Origin of the sequence: Lysinibacillus sp. KCTC 33748 (genome assembly GCF_002237755.1) — a bacterium.
In the GTDB taxonomy this organism is placed as follows: domain Bacteria; phylum Bacillota; class Bacilli; order Bacillales_A; family Planococcaceae; genus Lysinibacillus.
The window spans coordinates 303,671-323,542 of record NZ_MWSJ01000001.1 but is presented as its reverse complement, the minus strand read 5'-3'; the positions used below and the strand labels follow the sequence as shown (position 1 = coordinate 323,542).

The following is a 19,872-nucleotide window of genomic DNA, read 5'->3' as shown; positions in this document are numbered from 1 at the left end:
GACTTCCTAACATGCATTCCCTTATATGAAACTACCTCAGATAGCCCTGTTTTCACCGCTTTCACTTATGCATGTAAAACCCGTTCAATATCAAATAAATAGAGAACCTTATCACTCACTTTAATTTGAAGGATTGATTCAATCGCCTCACTATACACTCTAAGCTGGACACCATATCGTTCTAAAAGTTCCTTCGTCAACGCTGGTTCCTCAGCAAAATGTGATTGGATACGATCGGTCTTATAATCAAGCAAGATCCAATCCCCGTTTTCATCCTCAAATAAGCAATCAATAATTCCTTGTACAATTTGAGCGTCGCCATCTTCATCTACTCTACTAATGGTAAATGGTAATTCTCTGCGAATCGTTTTTGCTTTTTTAAAGCGTTGTCCAATGTCTGTTGTAAAGAAATTATATATTTTTTTCGACGGAACAACTTTCCCCTCAGCCTCGGTCAGAAGCTGTCTATCCACTAAATTAGTGACAAACTCCTGAACCTCCTGTACATCCATAAAGCCGTTTTGAGGGACATGTTGCATTACTGTATGAACCGCTGTCCCTATTTCTGCACCTGTCAGCTGCTTGTCCTGTAAAAAGGTTGGACGGGGTGCAACGGCCGTCGTTTTTTGCTTAGAAGGTGCTGAAAAGTAATATTCAGGCTCTTCCTGTCTTTGAAGATTTTCTAAACGCTTAATTTCACTTACAGATGTTTTTGAACGTTTTTGTGTTGATTTCTGAAACGCATATTGTGCTTGAAAGCGCATCGTAATTTCCGACTGCAAAGCTTCATCCTCTGGCGTTTCTAGCAATTGCTGTACCTCGTCCTCTAACGCCTGTATATCATACGCATAATGGCTTGTTTCAATAGCTCGTACCCACCAATGCGATACATCATCTGCTGCCTTATAAGGGGAAGCAGCAATGGCTGAAAAATCTGCATGTCTTGCTACTGCAGGCCCAAGCCAATCAAAGTAACTATTTGCTCTAGCGCGTAAATATTCCTGTAGGGGGGCATCTAGCGGCAAGCTTTGTGCATCTAGCCAATTGTCGCGGGTTTTATCCCAATTTTTTACCGAGCCTACTAAAATAAGTCGCTCCTTTGCACGTGTCATCGCTACGTATAATACACGCATTTCCTCAGCACGCATTTCCAGCTCTTTTTTCTCCTTCAAAGCTAAAAATGGTAGAGATGTATACGTAATGCGATTTTCTGGATCAACTGCCTTCACTGCAAGACCAAAATCTTGATCGAATAAATATGGGTTATGGAAATCCATTTTATTAAACGGTCGCCCCATCCCAGCCACAAAGACAACGGGATACTCTAACCCTTTAGATGAGTGAATGGTCACAAGGCGAACGACGTCATCCTTTTCTCCAATCGATTTCGCCGTCCCTAAATCGTCACCACGCGTACGCATACGATCAATAAAACGTAAAAAGCGGAATAGTCCTCGAAAGGCTGTTTTCTCATACATTAAAGCACGGTCGTGTAAAATGCGTAAATTGGCCTGACGCTGCTTCCCATTCGGCATCGCTCCAACCATCTCATAATAATGCGTATCTAAATAAATTTTCCAAATTAAATCTGACAGCGAACCACGTCGCGCTAAATCTCGCCAGTTTTCAAATGCTAACATAAATCGTTGAAGCTTCACAAAAGTGTCAGACTGCACACCAAGCCCCTCACTTCGAATGAATTGCCTTAACGCATCATAAAATGGCGCTTTCGCATCTGCTAGCCGAATTTTTGCTAGCTCATTTTCTGTTAAGCCAACAAATGGAGCGCGTAGCACTGAAGCTAAAGGAATATCCTGATATGGATTATCAACAACCTTTAGTACATTCAGCATAATCATTACTTCAAGCGCATCAAAATATCCTTTCGAGGACTCCGCATAGAGCGGGATTCCCGCAAGCTTAAATTCCTCTACTAAATCCGTCGACCATGTCATTGAACGCATTAAAATTACAATATCACTATATTTTAACGGACGTTCTGTCTTCGTTTTTGTATCGAATACGGTTGTCCCGTCTTCCATCATCTGTCGAATACGTTCAATAATAAAACGTGCCTCATACTGTGATTTTTTTAATTCTTCTAATTCAGAAGCGTCGCTTACAGTATCTTCTGCTTCTTCGTCCAACTCCTCTTCCCCGGGAGGATGCATGATGACTAGCTCTACCGGAACTTCTTTGTCATCATACGGGGCTGCTGGCTTTAGTGAAGCATTTTCATCATAAAGAATTTCTCCAACTCGCTCACCCATAATTTGTGCAAATACATAGTTTGTAGCATTCAACACTTCTTGTCGACTACGGAAGTTAGCGTTTAAATCTATACGCATCCCCGTCAAATCTGGGGTCTCTAGAAACTCGCTGTACTTTTGCATAAAAAGCTTCGGTTCTGCTAAACGGAAACGGTAAATGCTTTGTTTGACGTCCCCAACCATAAAAAGATTTCCATCTTGCTCACTACCTGTTTTCACAAGCTGTAATATCGTTTCTTGTAACATATTTGTATCTTGATATTCGTCTACAAGCACTTCTTTAAAATGTTGCTTCAAATCTAGAGCTACAGGTGAAGGCTGTAATTCACCTTCGATTTCTACAGTTAAAATTTGCAAGGCGAAATGTTCTAAATCTGAGAAATCAATAATTCCTCGTTCTAATTTTGCCATGCGGAACTGTTCACTAAAAACATTCGTCAATTCGACCAATGTTCCTATCGTAGGCCCCATTAATCGAATCTCTTCCAGCAATCGTGCAGGAGTACGAACGAAGAAAGTCTCTTTAAGCTTGTTTACAATTTTTTTAGCTGCCTCACGCTTTTTCTTAGCAAGCTCCTGTAGCTCCACATCTACTAAAGCATCCTTGGATACACGCTTTAAAGTTGACCATTTTACCGTAGCAAAATAATCAAAAAGTTCTTGCCACGTTCCTTCACGACTAATGCGAATGCCTTCCTGAATCATAGCAAAATCCATTTCTGCAGTTTCAGCATACGGTCCAGGCCCAGCAGGCTGTAGCGTAATGGAACGCATTTCAGAAATTAACACAAATGCCTCTTCAAGACTATGTTTGACTGTTAATTTCACATATTTTGATAGCTCTAAATCATCAATTGTTACGTCCGCCGCCAAGTCGTATGTCTCAGATAGACTACGAAGCCATTTTTGAGGCTCTGCATGAACACGGGACGTATCATAAAGCTTACTTATTAACGTTTCTATTGCCTGATCATCACGATCCGATGTAAAGCTATCAACAAGACGATAGATTGCTTGAACCTGTGTTTCGTCCTCAGAATCGTAAGCATCTTCTAATACTTCGGCTAATATATCGTCCCTTAACAAAGCAACCTCTGCCTCATTTGCTATACGAAAGCCTGGATCAATATCTAGCATATAGGCGTACTGCTTCACAATAGCTAAGCAGAAAGAATGCAGCGTTGAAATTTGCGCTTTATTGACAAGGCTTAACTGGCGTCGCAAATGGTTAGAAGTTGGATTTTCTGCAATAGCCTTTTCAAGTGCCTCCGCCATACGGTGACGCATCTCAGCAGCGGATGCATTTGTGAATGTTACGACAAGTAACTCGTCGACATTGATGGGATCCTCTGTCGCTACTACCTTTTCAATCATTCGATTAATGAGAACTGCCGTTTTGCCAGAGCCTGCCGCAGCCGATACAAGTGTATCCTGGCCGCTTGCATAGATTGCCTTCCACTGGTCGTCAGTCCATGTCACTTCCGCTGGCTTTTCAGGTATTTTTTGTACCAACTTACTTCATCTCCTTCCGAATTATCTCAACGATATCATTCGGTTTTGCTTGCTGTAACTGACGGTAGCTTTGCTTGCCATCAGATGGGTCAAATTGACAAACAGCTGTAAATTGACAGTAGTCACAGGCTGTTTTTGATTTCAGTTTATACGGACTAATGGAAGTATCCCCTGCTAAAATTCCGTTACCAGCCTCTTGATGCTTGCGCCGTACAAAATGCTGTAGATTTTTCATATCATTTACAGGTACAATCCGTGACTGAGATTCTGATGGTGTCCCATCTTTTTTCATATAGACAGGAATAATTTTTGAATGCCCACTCGATTCCTCTAATTGCTCGTCCATCGATAAAATGGCCTCCGCATTTTCTGACAAAAGACCTTTCATTTTATACTGTTTTAAACGGTCTTCTTCTATTTCGCTGTCGCTTAAATCCTTGTCAAGCTTTAGCATTGGATTGTGGACATGTACATAAAGAACCCCAGCCGGTTCCGCTTCACCTGGTAGCCAGTAAGAGGAATTTTCCATTGCTACATCTAAATATGTTAGTACCTGTAGTGACAATCCATAGTAAACCTCATTCAAGTCTAAATCACGGGCTGATGATTTATAATCGACGATCCGTAAATAAGAGCGGTCATCAATAGACGCACTATCCACCCTATCAATACGACCTCGCATTAACATTTTCTTACCACCTGTTAAATCAATTTCAAGCGGTGGAAGCTGTTCATTTTGGCCCGGTCCAAATGATGCCTCAATGGCGATTGGCTTAAAATGAGAGACATTTGCATGCTGTGTAAGTGCAGTCATTGTTCGCTCGACAATTCGAATAAGCTTACGTTGAATGTAGCGATAACGCGCGCTTGATAGTAAGATTTGATGTGAAAACACCGGCACAATTTGCTCAACGGCTTGTCGTGCTAATTGTTTAATTTGCTGCTTTGTTAAACGTATCCACGATAGTTGCAGACGATGTGTCTCCTCAGTAATCCATTTCAATGCCTCATGGAATAAATCGCCCATTGCGAATGTTTCTAGCCTGTACTCTGCCCGCTCTTCTAGACGAAGACCATACGTTGTAAAATGCGAAAATGGGCAACGGAAGTACTTCTCAACACGAGACACGCTAGAAGTTAGCTTTTGACCATATAATTCTTGCGTAATGTAGTTTTCTAAAGGCTCTGCCTCATTTTTATGAGTGATTGGATGTAAAACTCGATTATAAACAAGTGCCCAATAAGGGTCCTGTTTATAAATTTTTTGTAACGCTACCCACTCTGGCGCAAGCTCACGGCTATGTTCAGCTTGGCGTTTTTGCACCATTAAATGTGCTAAAGCTGTCCGAGGATGACGTATATACGGTAAAGCATTTTCATCCAGTAATTCAATTGGATCAATGACCACTCGTTCGACCTTGACACCACTCAGAAGACCAGCCGTTTTATCATTGCCGATAATTTTCTTAATATAGAGTGAAGACAATAGAGCCTTCCCCTCTTCATCTGCCGTCGAATAGGACATATATAATTTATCGGATGGCGTCGTTAAAGCACGATATAACAAGAAATTTTCCTGCAGTAAACGATTTTTAGATGTTGGCGCAAGCTCATAACCAATTTGACTAAACCACTCACGCTCAGTATCTGACAGCAATCCCTCGTACTCCATACGGGTTGGATAGACCCCATCATTCATCCCTAAGACAAAAGCGACTTTTATATTGGATAAACGAGCTAATTCAACGGTCGCTACCATGACCTCATCTAATGTAGGAGGGATACGCGAAAACTCTAAAGTGTCAAAGCCCTCATCTAAAATTTTAGCCGCTTCCTCCACAGACATCTCCTGCTCACCAAACATATAAACAAACTGATCGAGCACTGCAATCCATTCTCTCCAAGCTTGATCATGCTCACTTGCAGCTAATGCATCACCTCGATCAAGTTCACGGTCTTTCATCGCTTGAAGCTTTTCATAAACATTCAAATTCTCAATCAGCTCAAATAAAGCTGTCGCAACATCTCTGCCTGTTGTCGCTACTTTCAGCTTGTCCTGCAATAATTGGAGCGGTTGACGAACTTCATCGCGAACAGCCTCGATTTCTGCTTGCATAGCACGTTCTTCGTCCGTTTGTACGCGTGAATGGAATTCAAGTCCACGATACTTTTTGAAAAACCAGCGAGCTTCCTCAAACCAGCGCTCACCAAAGATACCCTGTGCTAAACAGTAGTTTTCTAAACGATCCGCCCGTTCTCGCCAAACATTTAACTCCGCATGTAACGGGAAAAATAGATCTGTTTTTACACTCCGAAAAACTGGTTCATATTTCCAATCAGAAGTGATAACCTCTAAAGCCGACCGACTAAGCTCAATTAAAGGATGATGCAGCATCGTCTTTTTCGAATTTGTAAAAATAGGAATTTCATATTGCTGAAAAATAGTTGTAATAAGCGGATCATAAACTTCCGCTTGTCTATAAAGAAGTACGATATCTTGATAACGATACCCTGTCTCCCTTGTCAGCTTTGTTATTTCCCGGGCAATGGCATGAATCTCCGCACGTCGATTAGATGCTTCAAGCACCATTACATCACCTGAAGTTTCTTTCGTTTGAGGCACCAAATCAGTAAACTGATTTTCCATATGCTGTAAATCAGCAGATTGAAAACGGTGCGTATGATAGAAGTGTAGTGGTGCTTCTACCTCAACGCCTTCTTCATAGGCAATATCGTGTAAACGTTGGTTCGTAGAAGCGGCTTCATGAAATAAAGATTGCTCATCATACACTTCTTCAATATGGTCAAAGGGAAGAACTACCGTTACCTGCTTCGTCACCTTTAATAACTCTTTTACAAGCTCTAGTTCCCTTACAGTAAATGCTGTAAAACCATCTATATAAATAGACGCCTGCTTCATCGTCTCAGAGTATTTCAGATGCTCCGTCAAAATCGGATAATACCCTTCACTATCGACATACGTCGTGCCCAATCGTTCCTCTAAAGCTTGTAAAACGACTTGCAAATCATTCGCCTTCGCTTGCAATGTATTAGGCGCATCAATGGCCTTCAAAGATGCTGATACTTCAGCTAACACCGAACTATTTACACTATAACGACTAAACTCTCGTAATAGCGTTTCAATTTCTTCCGTAAAGCCTCGTTTCCCAGCCGCTTGTCGAAATAACGAAAACTCGCTTTTTTGTTCCTCTAAAAGTTTACGAATCAGCATTCGATAGCCATAGCCATTTACTTCTTTTCGAGCAATGCCACCCGTTTCCTGTAACACTAGCCACGCCAATCGTTTAAATGTCATAACTTGCGCACGAATTAAGCCTTGCAAGCCATGCTTATTTGTTAGCTCATACTCCGTTGAGTACGACATTTGGTCGGGGACAATTACAAAAATTGGATGACCCAACGGATCCGATTTTAGTTGTTCAACAATCTCTTGATGAATAAATGTTGATTTTCCTGTTCCTGAACGTCCTGATACGATACGCAATGTCATATACTTTCCCCCTCCTATTAATAATCTATTTAAAAGAAATGATAGTTGTTGTGGATTATCTTGATTTGCTGTTTTACCTGAGCGGTTTTCGCTTGACCCGATCACTTTGCTACTCTAACTAAAATATTTTATCTAAGCGCTACTCAATGCTTTCGCGCATCGCCTACCATTTTAGAAAAATCTATTTCTCCTTGGCGTAATGGAAGTTGTCGTACAAAACTATTTACTACATAAAGAAGATAAAAACCCCTTCTCTCATTTTACATGATAAAAGGGGCAAGATGTGCATATTCAACTTTCAACGTTAATGATTCTTCGTCAATTTTCGCGCTTGTTTTAAATCTTTCTCTACACGCGCGTTTAATCGCTTCTCTATAAACTTGCCGATCCACCAAAGCAGGACAATCGCAACTGCCGCAATAATTAGCCTTACAGGGCTTGTTAGGAGAGCTTTTAAATCGTAACCGAGCACGCTCATTGCTAAAATCATAACGAACTTCCCAGCCATTAACACTACTAAATAAAACTTTTTATGAATATGAGATAGCCCCGCTACTATGTTTACAATGACTGATGGTGTAAAAGGAAAACAAAGTAAGACGAACAAGGGACTAATGCCATTCATATCTACCCATTTTATTAGCTGCTGTACTTTTTTATTACCTGTGACAAAACGAAGCTTCGGATGCTTGCCAAACTTTCGGACAAGCAAAAATAATGCATATGACCCCGCTACAGATCCTAGCCAGGATAATAAAAATCCAAACCATAAACCGAATGCACTCGCATTAGCAACAACGAACACGACTAAAGGTAAAAACGGTAAAAACGCTTCTATAAAAGGTAATAATAAACCAATAATCGGACCGAACGTTCGGTATTGTGCCGTAATCTGCTCAATATTTTCTACAGTAAACCATTCACTCAAAATCGACACCTCTATTTATATTGCAAAATTAAATGTAAAATCGTTAGCTTTTCCGAAGTATTTTTATACTCATGGGGCTGATGTCCTGAGAATACTAGTGTATCCCCTTCTTCCAGCAATTCATGCATCTCTCCAGCAGAAATAACGGCTTGTCCTTGGATAACAGTTACAGTTTCTTCTACCCCTTCTGTGTGAGCCTCACTCCTGCTAATGGCTCCGGGCTCCATTTCAATCTTATATAGCTCCCAGCCACGCTCTGGATTATAAGGAATAATGGAATACACGCGATATCGACCATCATCTTCATCTACATGTGGCGCATCCTTACTACTATATTTCATGAAGTGTGCTGTCGGTGCTTGTAGTAACGAAGAAAATGAAATGCGCAATCCAGCAGCAATTTTCCAAATCGTTGATACTGTAGGATTTGCCTCTCCCTTTTCAATTTGTGCAAGTTGCGCTTTACTTACACCTGTAGCCTTGGCAACATCGTCTAAACTTAAATGACGCTGTTGTCGAATCTTTTTTAATTGAAAAGCTAAATTCCGACTCATTTGTTCCATTTTAATTCACCAATTTCTATTGTTTATTTTATCAGACATATGTATACTCTAATAAACATTAAGAACTATCAAACTATTCCGCTATTAGTATACATGGAAATTTTTAAGAAAGGATGATCTATTTTATGACAAGTACAACTGATTTTCAGAATGAAACGGTTAACACGCCCGATGATAGCTTTTTACAAGGCGTGAAAGATTGCATCCCCACCTTACTCGGTTATATTAGCATAGGACTCGCTTTCGGTGTTGTAGGTTCCGCTTCTGGGTTATCTGTACTCGAAATTGCACTTTTATCTATACTCATTTATGCAGGCTCTGCACAATTTATCTTTTGTGCACTTCTTTTAACAAATAGCCCTGCCTCTGCTATTATTGTAACCATTTTCGTTGTAAATTTGCGCCATTTACTAATGAGTTTAACATTAGCACCCCATTTCACACGCTATTCCATGCTAAGAAATGTTGGTTTCGGCACTTTATTAACGGACGAAACATTTGGTGTAGCTGTTACAAAGCAAATGCAAGCCGGTAAGCTATATGGTAAATGGATGGATGGGCTGAATATAACGGCCTACTCATTTTGGATTTTTTCTTGTGTAACCGGCGCCTATTTGGGACAATGGGTAGCAAACCCTGAAAAATGGGGCTTAGATTTCGCATTGATCGCTATGTTTGTAGCACTCCTTGTTTTACAGCTTAGCAGTGTAGGCAAAAGTAAAATAATGCATTATCTTATGTTAATCGGCTATATGTTTGTTATTATGTATGGTCTTTCTTATATTGTACCTTCGCATGTGGCTGTTCTTCTTTCAACTATGATTGTAGCAACTATAGGGGTGGTGACAGATAAATGACGACAACTGCTACTATGGTATGGCTCATCATTGGCTGTGCACTTGTAACCTGGCTACCCCGTATTATTCCTTTTATGTTCGTCCGAAGTGTGAAGCTACCAGAAGTTGTATTAAAATGGCTAAGCTTTATTCCAGTCTGTATTTTGAGTGCCCTTGTCATCGAAAACTTATTGGATACCGAAAACGGAAAAATTGTTACACTTAATTGGCCTGTATTTATTACATTTGTGCCAACGCTTATGATTGCACTTGTTACCAAAAGTTTATCTATTACAGTTGTAGCAGGGGTTATCATTATGGCAGCTGTAAGATTTTTTATGTAAAAAAGGTCAGTCTTAAAAGTGAGAAAGCTATCACTTTGGACTGACCTTTTATAGTAAATTTCAGCAGGTGTTCTTTTGTACCGAAAGCGTAGGTACAGGTGTTTGGACAACTGCTGAAAATAGTTAAACCGTACCTTTGTTTTTCTTCATTTTACTTGCTAGCCAAAAGCCTACTGTTAACGAAAATGCATCGATGACGAATATAATAGACGGCGACGTATAACCTGCATAGACAGATGCCGCCATAAGTGCAATAGCCAATATTAACGCAACATACCGATTATACGTAATTCGAGTAAACAATAATACGAGTAATGCTGGTAAAAATAACGCTAACATCATTTTCCCGAAAACATCCATCATATATCCCTCGGCTCAGCTAGTAATAATCCAATACGATAATGATCATTACTATATATAACATGCTGTGTTAAGCGTATTTCATTGTTACGATCTACTACTTCTAGACGACAATGTGCAGCATTTAATTGCAAAGCCTCGTATAAATCATTTTCAGTAAAAATGGCCTCACCGTTTACTTTACGAATACATTCCCCTGCCTGTAAGCCCATTTTTTCAGCTGGTGAATCAGGTAAGACAGCCGCAATAATAGCACCCTTTGAACTTGGGGCAACCGCGTAAATATCCGTTTTATCTTGCTGCGCGTAGTAGATTGAAATAACAATACGAGTCACTACACCAATCGCTAGCGTTATAAAGCCGATGAATGGCTCCAAGGCAGCTGCAAGTCCACCTATTAAAATTAATTGCCCTAGCATTAGCACCGATCGGCCAATTTTAGGCAATTGCAAAGCCGGCAATTCTTTTCTAGTAAGCTTTGAAAAGCCAATAACGAATGGGAATAGTACAAGTGCAAAGGTACTCTCCCCTAATGTGAATTGTGGCCAATATGGGAAATCTACTGGAATAACATCACCAGGTATTACAAAGAAGATTGGTAGTACCCATGCATTTCTTGAACGATAGACAATTGCCTGCATACCTCGCTTCGTCTTTTCAACTTGCGGCGTCGTGACCATCATTGCTGTTCGACGAATTAACATACCCTCCGCAATCACACATAGACCTGCTAAAATCGTAATCGTTACAATGGAGCCCTCTAATAAATTTACACCTTCTAAAGAGATTCTCCACCAAGAAAATGTCCAATTGAAGTGATACATTAACCATATCGCTAACGTCGCAAACCCCATCGTATAAATAGGTGAAAGGGCATTAACAAAGTACAATATTAGTGCCAATGCAGAAATAGCGATTAAAATCATAATAAACGCTTTTGGCACCGTTAAACCTAAACCAACACTCACAAGCGAAATAAGGAGGGCAGATAACCAACCATATTTCCATTGCCCCATTAACTCTGTCCAACCCCAAATAATACGTCTATTAAAAAATTTACGCTCCTGCTTTACACGCCTATAACCTAATAAAATCGCAAACAAAATTGCGATATACATTAATGGGTTGATTAAAAAGCGGCCAATCGCTGTTACAATTTCTAATAATATATCACTAACCATACGAACACCCGCCGTTTCTATCTAGAATACTATGAATTTATTGTATCAAACGACTACACTCTTGCGTAGTACAATCTAGTAGAAAGCCTTCTATTCTTACTTTTTTCGTCATTTTGGTGGATGTCCCCGTTTTTAATAATAAAAAATGAGGATATGAGACCAACTATCAGTCTATATCCTCAAATCAAACTATCACTATTTTTTATTCTTCAATATTATGCAATAAGAAGCTTGTCGCCATTTGGAACTGTAAATCATTTTGACGATCCTCTTTATATTTTTTCAACGTTTCGTTTAAGCTGTTAAAGAAGGTAGTGTCCATATTAAAATTCCCTTCTGCTTTTTTCACCTTCTTATCGTCTCGGTAAAGTTTAACAGCCTCCTCCGTTGATTCATCCAAGTAACCGTCTAAACGAGCAATTTTATACCCTAGCATTTTTAAAGCATTTTGAGTATAAGCAATTTCCTCACTCATGTCGCCCTCTTTAAACTTCCCTGATAGTGGGTGCATTTGGAAAGCAAACAATTCATTTTGTTCAATCACTAAATTAGCCTCAATACCTTGCTTATGAATCCATTCACGCTTTGGTGTCAGCCATTTATTTGTAGACAATTTAAGCTCTCCACCATTTTTCAGTGACCAAGACTCCTGTACTGTTCCTTTTCCGAAACTCTTAACACCAACAAGGGAAGCACGTCCCCATCCTTTTAAAGCGCCACTAAGCACTTCACTAGCAGATGCACTGCCCGCATTCTGTAAAACAACAATCGGAATTTTGTACATTGACTGTAAATAATTCTCGTCAAAGCTTTTTGATTCCGTTTTTAATGGTTCCATAGCACCTTCAGCATTTTGCATATAGGCAAACACTTTGCCATTCTCCAAAACTGTGCTCAGTAGCGCTGCGACGCTATGTAAATAACCACCTGGATTATCTCGCACATCGATCACTAACCCTTTTATATCTTTTCGAAGCAACTTACTCGTTTCGGCAACCCACTCATTTGCTGTTTTCTCACCAAAAAGTGAGATTTCCACATAACCTATCGGCGTATTTTCTACGTTCACTACTTCGCTCGTCACTGTTTTATTAGAAATTGCTGCTCGTTCCATCGTCATTTTAATATGTTTATCTTCACTCGGACGATAGACGACAATCGTAACTTTCGTCCCTTTCTCCCCTTGAATTAAATGCATTAATTCACTCATCTTTTTACCTTCCACTCGAGTGCCATCAACTTGTACAATTTCATCGAGAGAGCGCATCCCTGCTTTATCTGCTGGGGACGAACGGACTGGAGACACAACAATAAATTTCCCGTTATTTTCAGTTAGCTCAATCCCAATACCCACTCTTTCCTCAGCTAACATTTGTCGGTGCTGTTCCGCCTCTTCCTTCGAATAATAGGTACTATAAGGATCCTTAATAGCATCTGCCATACCACGAAGTGCCCCTTCCACCAACGCATCTTTTTTCGTACTGTATACAGATTTTTTTTCAATTAAATTCATCGCTTCATTAATCGAATCAACCTCTGTAACGACCGGTTCCTTATTATCCCCTAAATTAAACCAGTCAAAATAAATGCCACTCCCTAACAATAAACTACTAGCAAGTACGCCAACACCCGCCATCATTTTGCGCAAACCTTCCCTCCTCCGTCTCTTCTACTGTATGAATTTTATTTTTCAAACATACAAGATTAAGCTTCAAAATACTTTGTTGAATCCTATGATTTTTGTTTCGCTAGTATTCTATTGTGTATCGCAGGCTTTCTATTTCGTAGCGTAGGTATTCTATTTCGGATCAAGGGGATTTGCATTTCCTAGTGCGAGTGTTCTATTGCGGATCGTGGGGGTTTGCATTTTCTAGCGTGGGTGTTGTTTCGCTGTTCACGGGTATTTACCTTCTTTTCGCGGGTATTTCCCCTCCTTCCGCGGGTATTTTCTCCATTCGCGGGTATCTCCTTTCCTTCCGCGGGTATTCTCTCCTCATTCGCGGGTATTCACCTCCCTTCCGCGGTATTCTCCCCATTCGCGGGTATTTAATAAACAAGGAAATACTCACATAAAAAAATCTGCTTCGTTTCTTCTGGCAAACGAGCAGATTCTTTCCAAATTTATTTTTTTCTTAGTCCATTGCATCTACATAGCTTTTTAACATTTCCGCATTCATCGGCCCTCTAATAGCACGTTGAATATATCCATTTGAATCAATAAAATAGGTTGTGGGAATCGTTAGTACTTGGTAGTCTAAGCCGGCTGAGTTTTTCGGGTCGAGTAAAATAGGGAATGTTAGATTGAAACTTTCTCTAAATGTCATGACAGAATCTATTTTTTCGTCCTCTGTAACGTCTCGTTCAGCCTTTGTTAAATTGACAGCTATTATTTCTACATTATCTTTTTTAGCATTTTGTTCGTAATAATTTTGCATATGTGGCATTTCTGCCTTACATGGTGGACACCATGTTGCCCAAAAGTTTAACACGACTTTTTTTCCGCGAAGCTCACTCAATGTCACATCTTCGCCATCCAAACTTGTTAAAGTAAAATCCGGTGGTGTATCTCCATTTTTTAAACCAATCTTTCGTTCGTCCATTTCTTTCCCTAGAGAAGCTGTTTCAATTTCACGATCTTCATCAATCTGCTGTTTAACATATGTACCAATCATCGCGACTACTAATAACACGACGATAAGTAGTCCAATATTTTTTTTCATTCCTTACCTCCATATGATTTAGTTACGCCAGCTAGACGCTGAATCCCTATACCTACTATAAATAATACAACGCTCACTCCTACAGCCGGTTGCCATAAACCAAGCGGCTGAAAGAAGGCCACAATGATAAGACCACACGTATATAAAAATAATGCACGATTGATAGCGGTTATTTTCCATAATATGAGGACTGTTAGTGTGCTTAGTACAAGTAGAGTAATCACTTCGCTATTGGTTGGATTATCATTTAGTAACACTACAAGGCATTGATAGCTCGATTGCGTTAAAATGATTGCCCAGCTACAAGCAACAATTCCAGTTTCGTCAAAGTGGATTTTTTTTCGATTCCACAAAATCTGTAGTGAGACTGCCATAACTCCTAAAAAGACACCGATTGTTCCACCATTGAAATAAAGGAGCGCAAACGGCTGAGCAATAACAGCTTTAAAATCAGTGACGATTACGCTAAATTTCCAAACGAGAATAAAGGTAAAAACCGCGTCTCCATATACCCCCGCCCATTTTTTCGGAAACTGTACCCGTATAACGAGCCACACAATAAAAAACGCCACAAGCAGAGCGACAGCAGTTGCTGGTAATGTTAATGTCCGGATAGAGAACCATTCTGTATTATTCACCTAATAAATCCCCCACAAAAAAAGATAGCTTCAGCATAGCATATATTCTTTATATGAACTGTCATTTCACAGTGTGTTCAAAAAATCTTCCTGAAACATACAAAAAATAGCCTTTTGCTGAGCAATTTCATTGAAATACCCACAGAGGTATTCACACTATAAATATATTACATCAAATGGTGCCACACTAGGAAAAAGGCTTCCACATAATACTAGTTCTTAACAAATGTGAATGGCAAACAAAAAAGCTATACATTAGAAGAACTCTAATGTATAGCCTTTCAATATGTTTATACCGGAATATATTTTAATGGATTCACACTTCCGACTGCTTGTCCTCGCCAAGCGCCGATGTGCACTTCAAAGTGTAAGTGAGGTCCTGTTACACGTCCAGTCATACCCATTGTTCCTATTTGCTGACCTTGGGATACTTCTGAACCAACACTAACATTGAAAGAATTTAAGTGTGCATATACTGTCGTATGAATTTCGCCATTGATAGAATGCGTAATGATAACAACATTACCATACGAGCTAAGTGGTGCAGCGTAAGAAACAACACCGTCAGCAGCTGCCCAAATTGGAGTACCTGTGCTATTTGCAAGATCGACCCCATAGTGGAATTCTGGGCCTGCGCCAATATTACGCCAGCCATAAGGTGATGTTAAACGACCATTTGTTGGCTTAATCCATGTACCATTCGATGGTGGCGCTTCGACTGTTGAAGACCCTCCACCACTATTACTGCTTGAACTGTTTGAATTACTTGAATTAGATGCTTTTGCTGCGGCTGCGGCTGCAGCAGCTGCCTTACGTTTCTCTTCTTGTTGACGAGCAATTTCAGCTAATCGATTTTGCTCATTAATGATTTTTTGTTGTAAATCCGCACTAATCTCAAGAGCCTCAGAATATTCTTTTTCAAGCAATACTTTTTCAGTCTTCAGCTTTGCTTGTTCTTTTTCTAATTGATCAATTAATTTGTTTTTCTCAGTCTTTTGACTATTTAATGATGCTTTTAAACGATCAAGCTCGGCTTTTTTGTCTTCAAGCTTTTGGCGTTTGCTTTCTAAAACTTGCTTTTGTTCCTCTAACTTTTGCTTATCCTCTTTTTGATCTTGGATAATTTGACGATCCGCCTCTAGTAAAGCATTAACAGCAGAGAATCGATCGATAAAATCTACGAAGCTATTAGAACTAAGCAGTACATCTATATAGCTAACGGAACCACCCGCCTGAATGGCACGAGCACGATCCTCTAACAATAAATCACGCTCTTCAATTTTGCGTAGAAGCTCGGCTATATCATCTTTTAAAGACTTTATTTCTTTATTTGTAGATTGAATTTCTTCCAATACATTTTTAATATTGCTATTCGTTTTATCAATTTCAGCATTTAATGTTTGAATTTGATCTAATATTTTTTGCTGCTTGTCTTCATTTACATTAATAGCATTTGATTTATTATTGATGGATGAATTTAAGCCATCTTTCTTTGATTCAATTTGTCTTTTTTCATCTTTTAAATCCGATAAACTATTTGCATAAGCTGATGGAGTTTGGATAAAAAGACATAGTGCAGATGCTGCAGCAAGTGATTTCATTAAGTTTTTCGCCATACTTTTCACCGGTTGAACTCCTTTTCGACTATTAATTTTGGTTGATGCTTGTCCTGCTTCACAAAGCTAAATTTTTAAAAACTTACGTACTGACATGAAACTTCCCCAAATACCGATTAGCACACCGATCAGTAATAGTAGAGCGCTTACTTGGTACACAAGAGGTGAGAAATCAAGTACTTGGACAAGTTCGCCTTTTAATCGAGGCGCAATAATTTTATATACATTGTGGTAAAGAGTTGCGATGACCGCAATCGGAATAATAGAACCTAAAATTCCGAGCCACATTCCTTCTAATAAAAATGGGATACGCACGAATGAATTCGTTGCTCCTACAAGTTTCATAATTTCTATTTCATCTCGACGCGCAATAATAGTAATTCGAATCGTATTAGAAATTAAGAAAATTGCTGTAAATAATAATCCTAAAATAAGCACAATCCCTACGTTACGGCTAATATTCAAGAAGTTAAACAGCTTTTCAACTTTGCCTTCACCATACATAACGTCATATGTATAATTAAATTTATCAATTGTTTTAGCAACTTTAGCTGTTTGCTGAGGATCTGAAGCCTTCACATAAATAACATTACGTAATGGGTTACTTTGCTCAAATAGTTTAAAATCGTCCCCAAAATCTTTTACTAATTTAGATAATTCATTTTCTCTTGTCGAATAAGTCATCTCAGCGATATCTGGCAATTTCTTAATTTTTTCCATGAGCGCTTTTTCATCAGCTTTACCTGCTGTTTCATCAATTAATACTTTAATTTCAACATCGTTTTCTAGATCAGATGCTACTTTATTTAAATTCATCATGATAAGCGCAAAGACGCCTACTAATATTAATGTAACTGTAACTGCACTTACGGAAGCAATAGTCATCCAGCTATTACGACCAAGAGACTTTAAACTTTCTCTAAAGTGACGTTTTACCGTATTAATTTTCATAGCCGTAGTCACCTCCGTGCTCATCACGGACAATCATTCCGCCTTCTACTGCAATTACTCGACGACGAATCGTATTTACGATTTCACGGTTATGTGTTGCCATTACTATAGTTGTACCTCTCGCATTAATTTCTTCAAATAAATTCATAATATCCCAAGACGTTTCAGGGTCAAGATTCCCGGTAGGTTCATCCGCAATAACGACCTTCGGCACATTCACGATTGATCGTGCAATCGAAACACGCTGCTGTTCGCCACCTGACAGTTCATTAGGGAACATTCTTGCCTTTTGCTTCAGTCCTACAAGCTCTAAAACCTCCATCACTCGGCGGCGAATTTCTGCTGGTTCTTCCTCGATTACCTCTAGAGCAAACGCTACATTTTCATAAACATTCAAACGAGGTAAAAGTTTAAAATCTTGGAAAACCACTCCGATTTGACGACGTAAAAAAGGTACTTTTTTATTTTTCAAGGAAGCTAAATCTATACCATTAACAGTGATTTCTCCCGAAGTAGCTTTTTCCTCGCGATACATTAATTTAATGAATGTAGATTTACCTGCTCCACTTGGACCTACAACGTAGACAAATTCACCTTGCTTTATGTTAACGGAAATTCCATTTGTCGCAACAACACCATTTGGGTATTTCTTTGTCACATTTTTCATTTCTATCATATTTAAACCACCTAAATCTCTTACATGTAAGAGGTATTTCGTAACCTATTATAACACTCAATTTCTACCTTTATTATTACAGTTTCATTTCATTCCGTGGTAGTTCCTGTTATTTCGTTATCTGATTGCCATAAATGTGTTACAACCTCGACAAACAAAATAACAGAAATCGAGCCCATTAGAGGAAAGTCGATTTCTGCCTTTCTAAAGTTTTTAAGCAAAAAAAGCATTCAAACTATGTTAGTATACATAGCCTGAATGCTTTTGTTAGTTAAACAGTTTGCTCGTCAGTCGTTGTATAGCGTACTAAAACTGCACCTGTTTTAGACTCACCTTCGATAAATAGACGATTAGCATTCTCTACTTCTTTATCGAAACGTACGACTTTTGATAAAAATTGATCTTGTGATTCAATTTTTGAAGCATCTTGAATACCTACATCTACTTTACCAAAATTCGTAACAATTTTACCGCTTAACGATATTGTACGTGGCACATACAATTCAACGGCTCCTGCGACTGTTTGTGCTTTGATTTTCGATGAATTAGTAGAGCAAGTTGTGACCACAACATGTCCATTAACCGATTTTGCTTCAACTTCATCCAATGCACCATCTAAATAAACACGGCCATTCAATGTTTCAGCCTCTAAATCTTTACCACGAACATTTGTTAATTCAATGGAACCATTTGAAGAATCCACTTCTGCCTTTCCGAAGTTAAATTTAGAGCCTTTAATCGCACCGTTTAATGTCTTTACTTTTAAATGCTCGAAGTCCGTATCTTGTAAAGTAACACTTCCGTTCATTAAACGTACTGATAATTTTTCTAATTTATCCTTTGGAACAAGGACTTTCACATTTACTTGCACTAGCTTAAGTTGACTTAAGATTCGTAATGAATCTCCATCTTCTTTGACAACGAATTGCTCTAGGAAATTAGCACGTGTTTCCTCTTCACTATCATTAACAAGAGGTGCCTTTACCTTGCAAACGACTTGGAAGCTATCTCCTTCAGCGGTTTCTAATGAAAAATTGCCATTCGGTAATTCAGCAATTATTTTATCTACATGTTCAGCTGCAACTTCTTCCGTATGTGTAAACTCAAATTTATCACCAAATGGAGAAGCTACATCAAATTCTTTGACCTTTTTTACTGCCGTATTCATCATATCCATAAAAAGTGAACCAATTTGTGATAAATCTTTACGGAAGTCCCGCATTTCTTCTTGGAAATATTTAGGGAAATCTTCGTCATTTTGCGATTGTTCACTCTTAGGACTTTCACCTTTAAATACTGACTCTTTTTCTGTTTGGGAATGCTGGCCCTCATTTGACACATCATTCATAACATGTTGAGTGGACTTGCTAGGTTGCTCTAATGCTTCTAATAATGTAATCGCCTCTTGCGCTGAAATTGTTCCTTTTTCCACAAGTTCTAAAATTCGTTGACGTTCATTTTGCATAATTAAAATTAGCCTCCCTCAGTTCGTTATAGTATTTATACGAAACACATTGTGAAAAGTTTCACCCAAAAACAAAAAATTGGGAATATATCTTATTTTAGGCACATTACCATAAGGTGTGGTTGATTTCCGTTCCGGCTGGGCTCGTACGGCCGGAACGAAGATCAACTTATTCATATGACATTCGTTTTAATAGAATGTCACCCAACTTTTGAAGTTTATCGATTAACTTTCACGTTTTATTACCCTACTTTTAGTTCTTATCGACATCCACCTTCCCAGTATGCCCCTAACGTAAAAA

15 protein-coding genes are annotated in these 19,872 nt (G+C 39.0%); 2 read left to right on the top strand and 13 right to left on the bottom strand.

The genetic code is table 11. The annotated features are described in order from the left end of the window. Positions 1–65 precede the first annotated feature (65 nt). From addA to B1B04_RS01370, 4 genes are all read right to left on the bottom strand, one after another. A complete protein-coding gene (gene addA, locus B1B04_RS01385; protein ID WP_079559546.1) occupies positions 66–3,782 on the bottom strand; it encodes a helicase-exonuclease AddAB subunit AddA in 3,717 nt (1,238 codons plus the stop codon). Position 3,783: 1 nt separating this feature from the next. Beyond that, complete coding sequence (gene addB, locus B1B04_RS01380) at positions 3,784–7,293, bottom strand: helicase-exonuclease AddAB subunit AddB (protein WP_079559545.1); 3,510 nt, start codon at positions 7,291–7,293, stop codon at positions 3,784–3,786. 304 nt (positions 7,294–7,597) lie between these two features. Beyond that, the gene (locus B1B04_RS01375) at positions 7,598–8,221 is read right to left on the bottom strand and encodes a TVP38/TMEM64 family protein (RefSeq protein WP_079559544.1); all 624 of its coding nucleotides are present in this window, start codon (positions 8,219–8,221) and stop codon (positions 7,598–7,600) included. An 11-nt stretch (positions 8,222–8,232) separates the two neighbouring features. Continuing rightward, a complete protein-coding gene (locus B1B04_RS01370) occupies positions 8,233–8,784 on the bottom strand; it encodes a helix-turn-helix domain-containing protein (protein WP_079559543.1) in 552 nt (183 codons plus the stop codon). Positions 8,785–8,909: 125 nt separating this feature from the next. Between B1B04_RS01370 and B1B04_RS01365 the strand changes: the two genes are divergently transcribed. Further along, the gene (locus B1B04_RS01365) at positions 8,910–9,641 is read left to right on the top strand and encodes an AzlC family ABC transporter permease (RefSeq protein WP_079559542.1); all 732 of its coding nucleotides are present in this window, start codon (positions 8,910–8,912) and stop codon (positions 9,639–9,641) included. After that, positions 9,638–9,964, top strand: a complete 327-nt coding sequence (locus B1B04_RS01360; protein ID WP_079559541.1) for an AzlD domain-containing protein — start codon at positions 9,638–9,640, stop codon at positions 9,962–9,964. Before B1B04_RS01365 ends, B1B04_RS01360 begins: the two co-directional genes overlap by 4 nt. Before the next feature lie 123 nt (positions 9,965–10,087). Here the strand turns inward: B1B04_RS01360 and B1B04_RS01355 are convergent, their stop codons facing one another. From B1B04_RS01355 to B1B04_RS01315, 9 genes are all read right to left on the bottom strand, one after another. After that, the gene (locus B1B04_RS01355; protein WP_079559540.1) at positions 10,088–10,324 is read right to left on the bottom strand and encodes a DUF2198 family protein; all 237 of its coding nucleotides are present in this window, start codon (positions 10,322–10,324) and stop codon (positions 10,088–10,090) included. After that, the gene (locus B1B04_RS01350; protein ID WP_079559539.1) at positions 10,324–11,505 is read right to left on the bottom strand and encodes a PDZ domain-containing protein; all 1,182 of its coding nucleotides are present in this window, start codon (positions 11,503–11,505) and stop codon (positions 10,324–10,326) included. The genes B1B04_RS01355 and B1B04_RS01350 overlap by 1 nt, the downstream gene beginning before the upstream one ends. Before the next feature lie 202 nt (positions 11,506–11,707). After that, entirely contained in the window at positions 11,708–13,144 is a 1,437-nt protein-coding gene (locus B1B04_RS01345; RefSeq protein WP_240518174.1) for a S41 family peptidase, read from the bottom strand. Between the two features lie 493 nt (positions 13,145–13,637). Next, positions 13,638–14,225 (bottom strand): peroxiredoxin family protein, encoded by a 588-nt coding sequence (locus tag B1B04_RS01340; RefSeq protein WP_079559537.1) that lies wholly within the window; start codon positions 14,223–14,225, stop codon positions 13,638–13,640. Beyond that, positions 14,222–14,863 carry a hypothetical protein gene (locus tag B1B04_RS01335; RefSeq protein ID WP_079559536.1) on the bottom strand — a complete coding sequence of 214 codons (642 nt, stop codon included), beginning with the start codon at positions 14,861–14,863 and terminating at the stop codon, positions 14,222–14,224. Before B1B04_RS01335 ends, B1B04_RS01340 begins: the two co-directional genes overlap by 4 nt. 290 nt (positions 14,864–15,153) lie before the next feature. Next, a complete protein-coding gene (locus tag B1B04_RS01330) occupies positions 15,154–16,488 on the bottom strand; it encodes a murein hydrolase activator EnvC family protein (RefSeq protein ID WP_079559535.1) in 1,335 nt (444 codons plus the stop codon). Positions 16,489–16,545: 57 nt separating this feature from the next. After that, the gene (gene ftsX / locus B1B04_RS01325) at positions 16,546–17,430 is read right to left on the bottom strand and encodes a permease-like cell division protein FtsX (protein WP_079559534.1); all 885 of its coding nucleotides are present in this window, start codon (positions 17,428–17,430) and stop codon (positions 16,546–16,548) included. Then, positions 17,420–18,106: a cell division ATP-binding protein FtsE gene (gene ftsE / locus B1B04_RS01320; RefSeq protein WP_079559533.1), complete on the bottom strand. Its 687-nt coding sequence runs from the start codon at positions 18,104–18,106 to the stop codon at positions 17,420–17,422. Before ftsE ends, ftsX begins: the two co-directional genes overlap by 11 nt. A gap of 271 nt (positions 18,107–18,377) precedes the next feature. Beyond that, positions 18,378–19,571 (bottom strand): DUF4097 family beta strand repeat-containing protein, encoded by a 1,194-nt coding sequence (locus B1B04_RS01315; RefSeq protein WP_079559532.1) that lies wholly within the window; start codon positions 19,569–19,571, stop codon positions 18,378–18,380. Between the last annotated feature and the right edge of the window lie 301 nt (positions 19,572–19,872).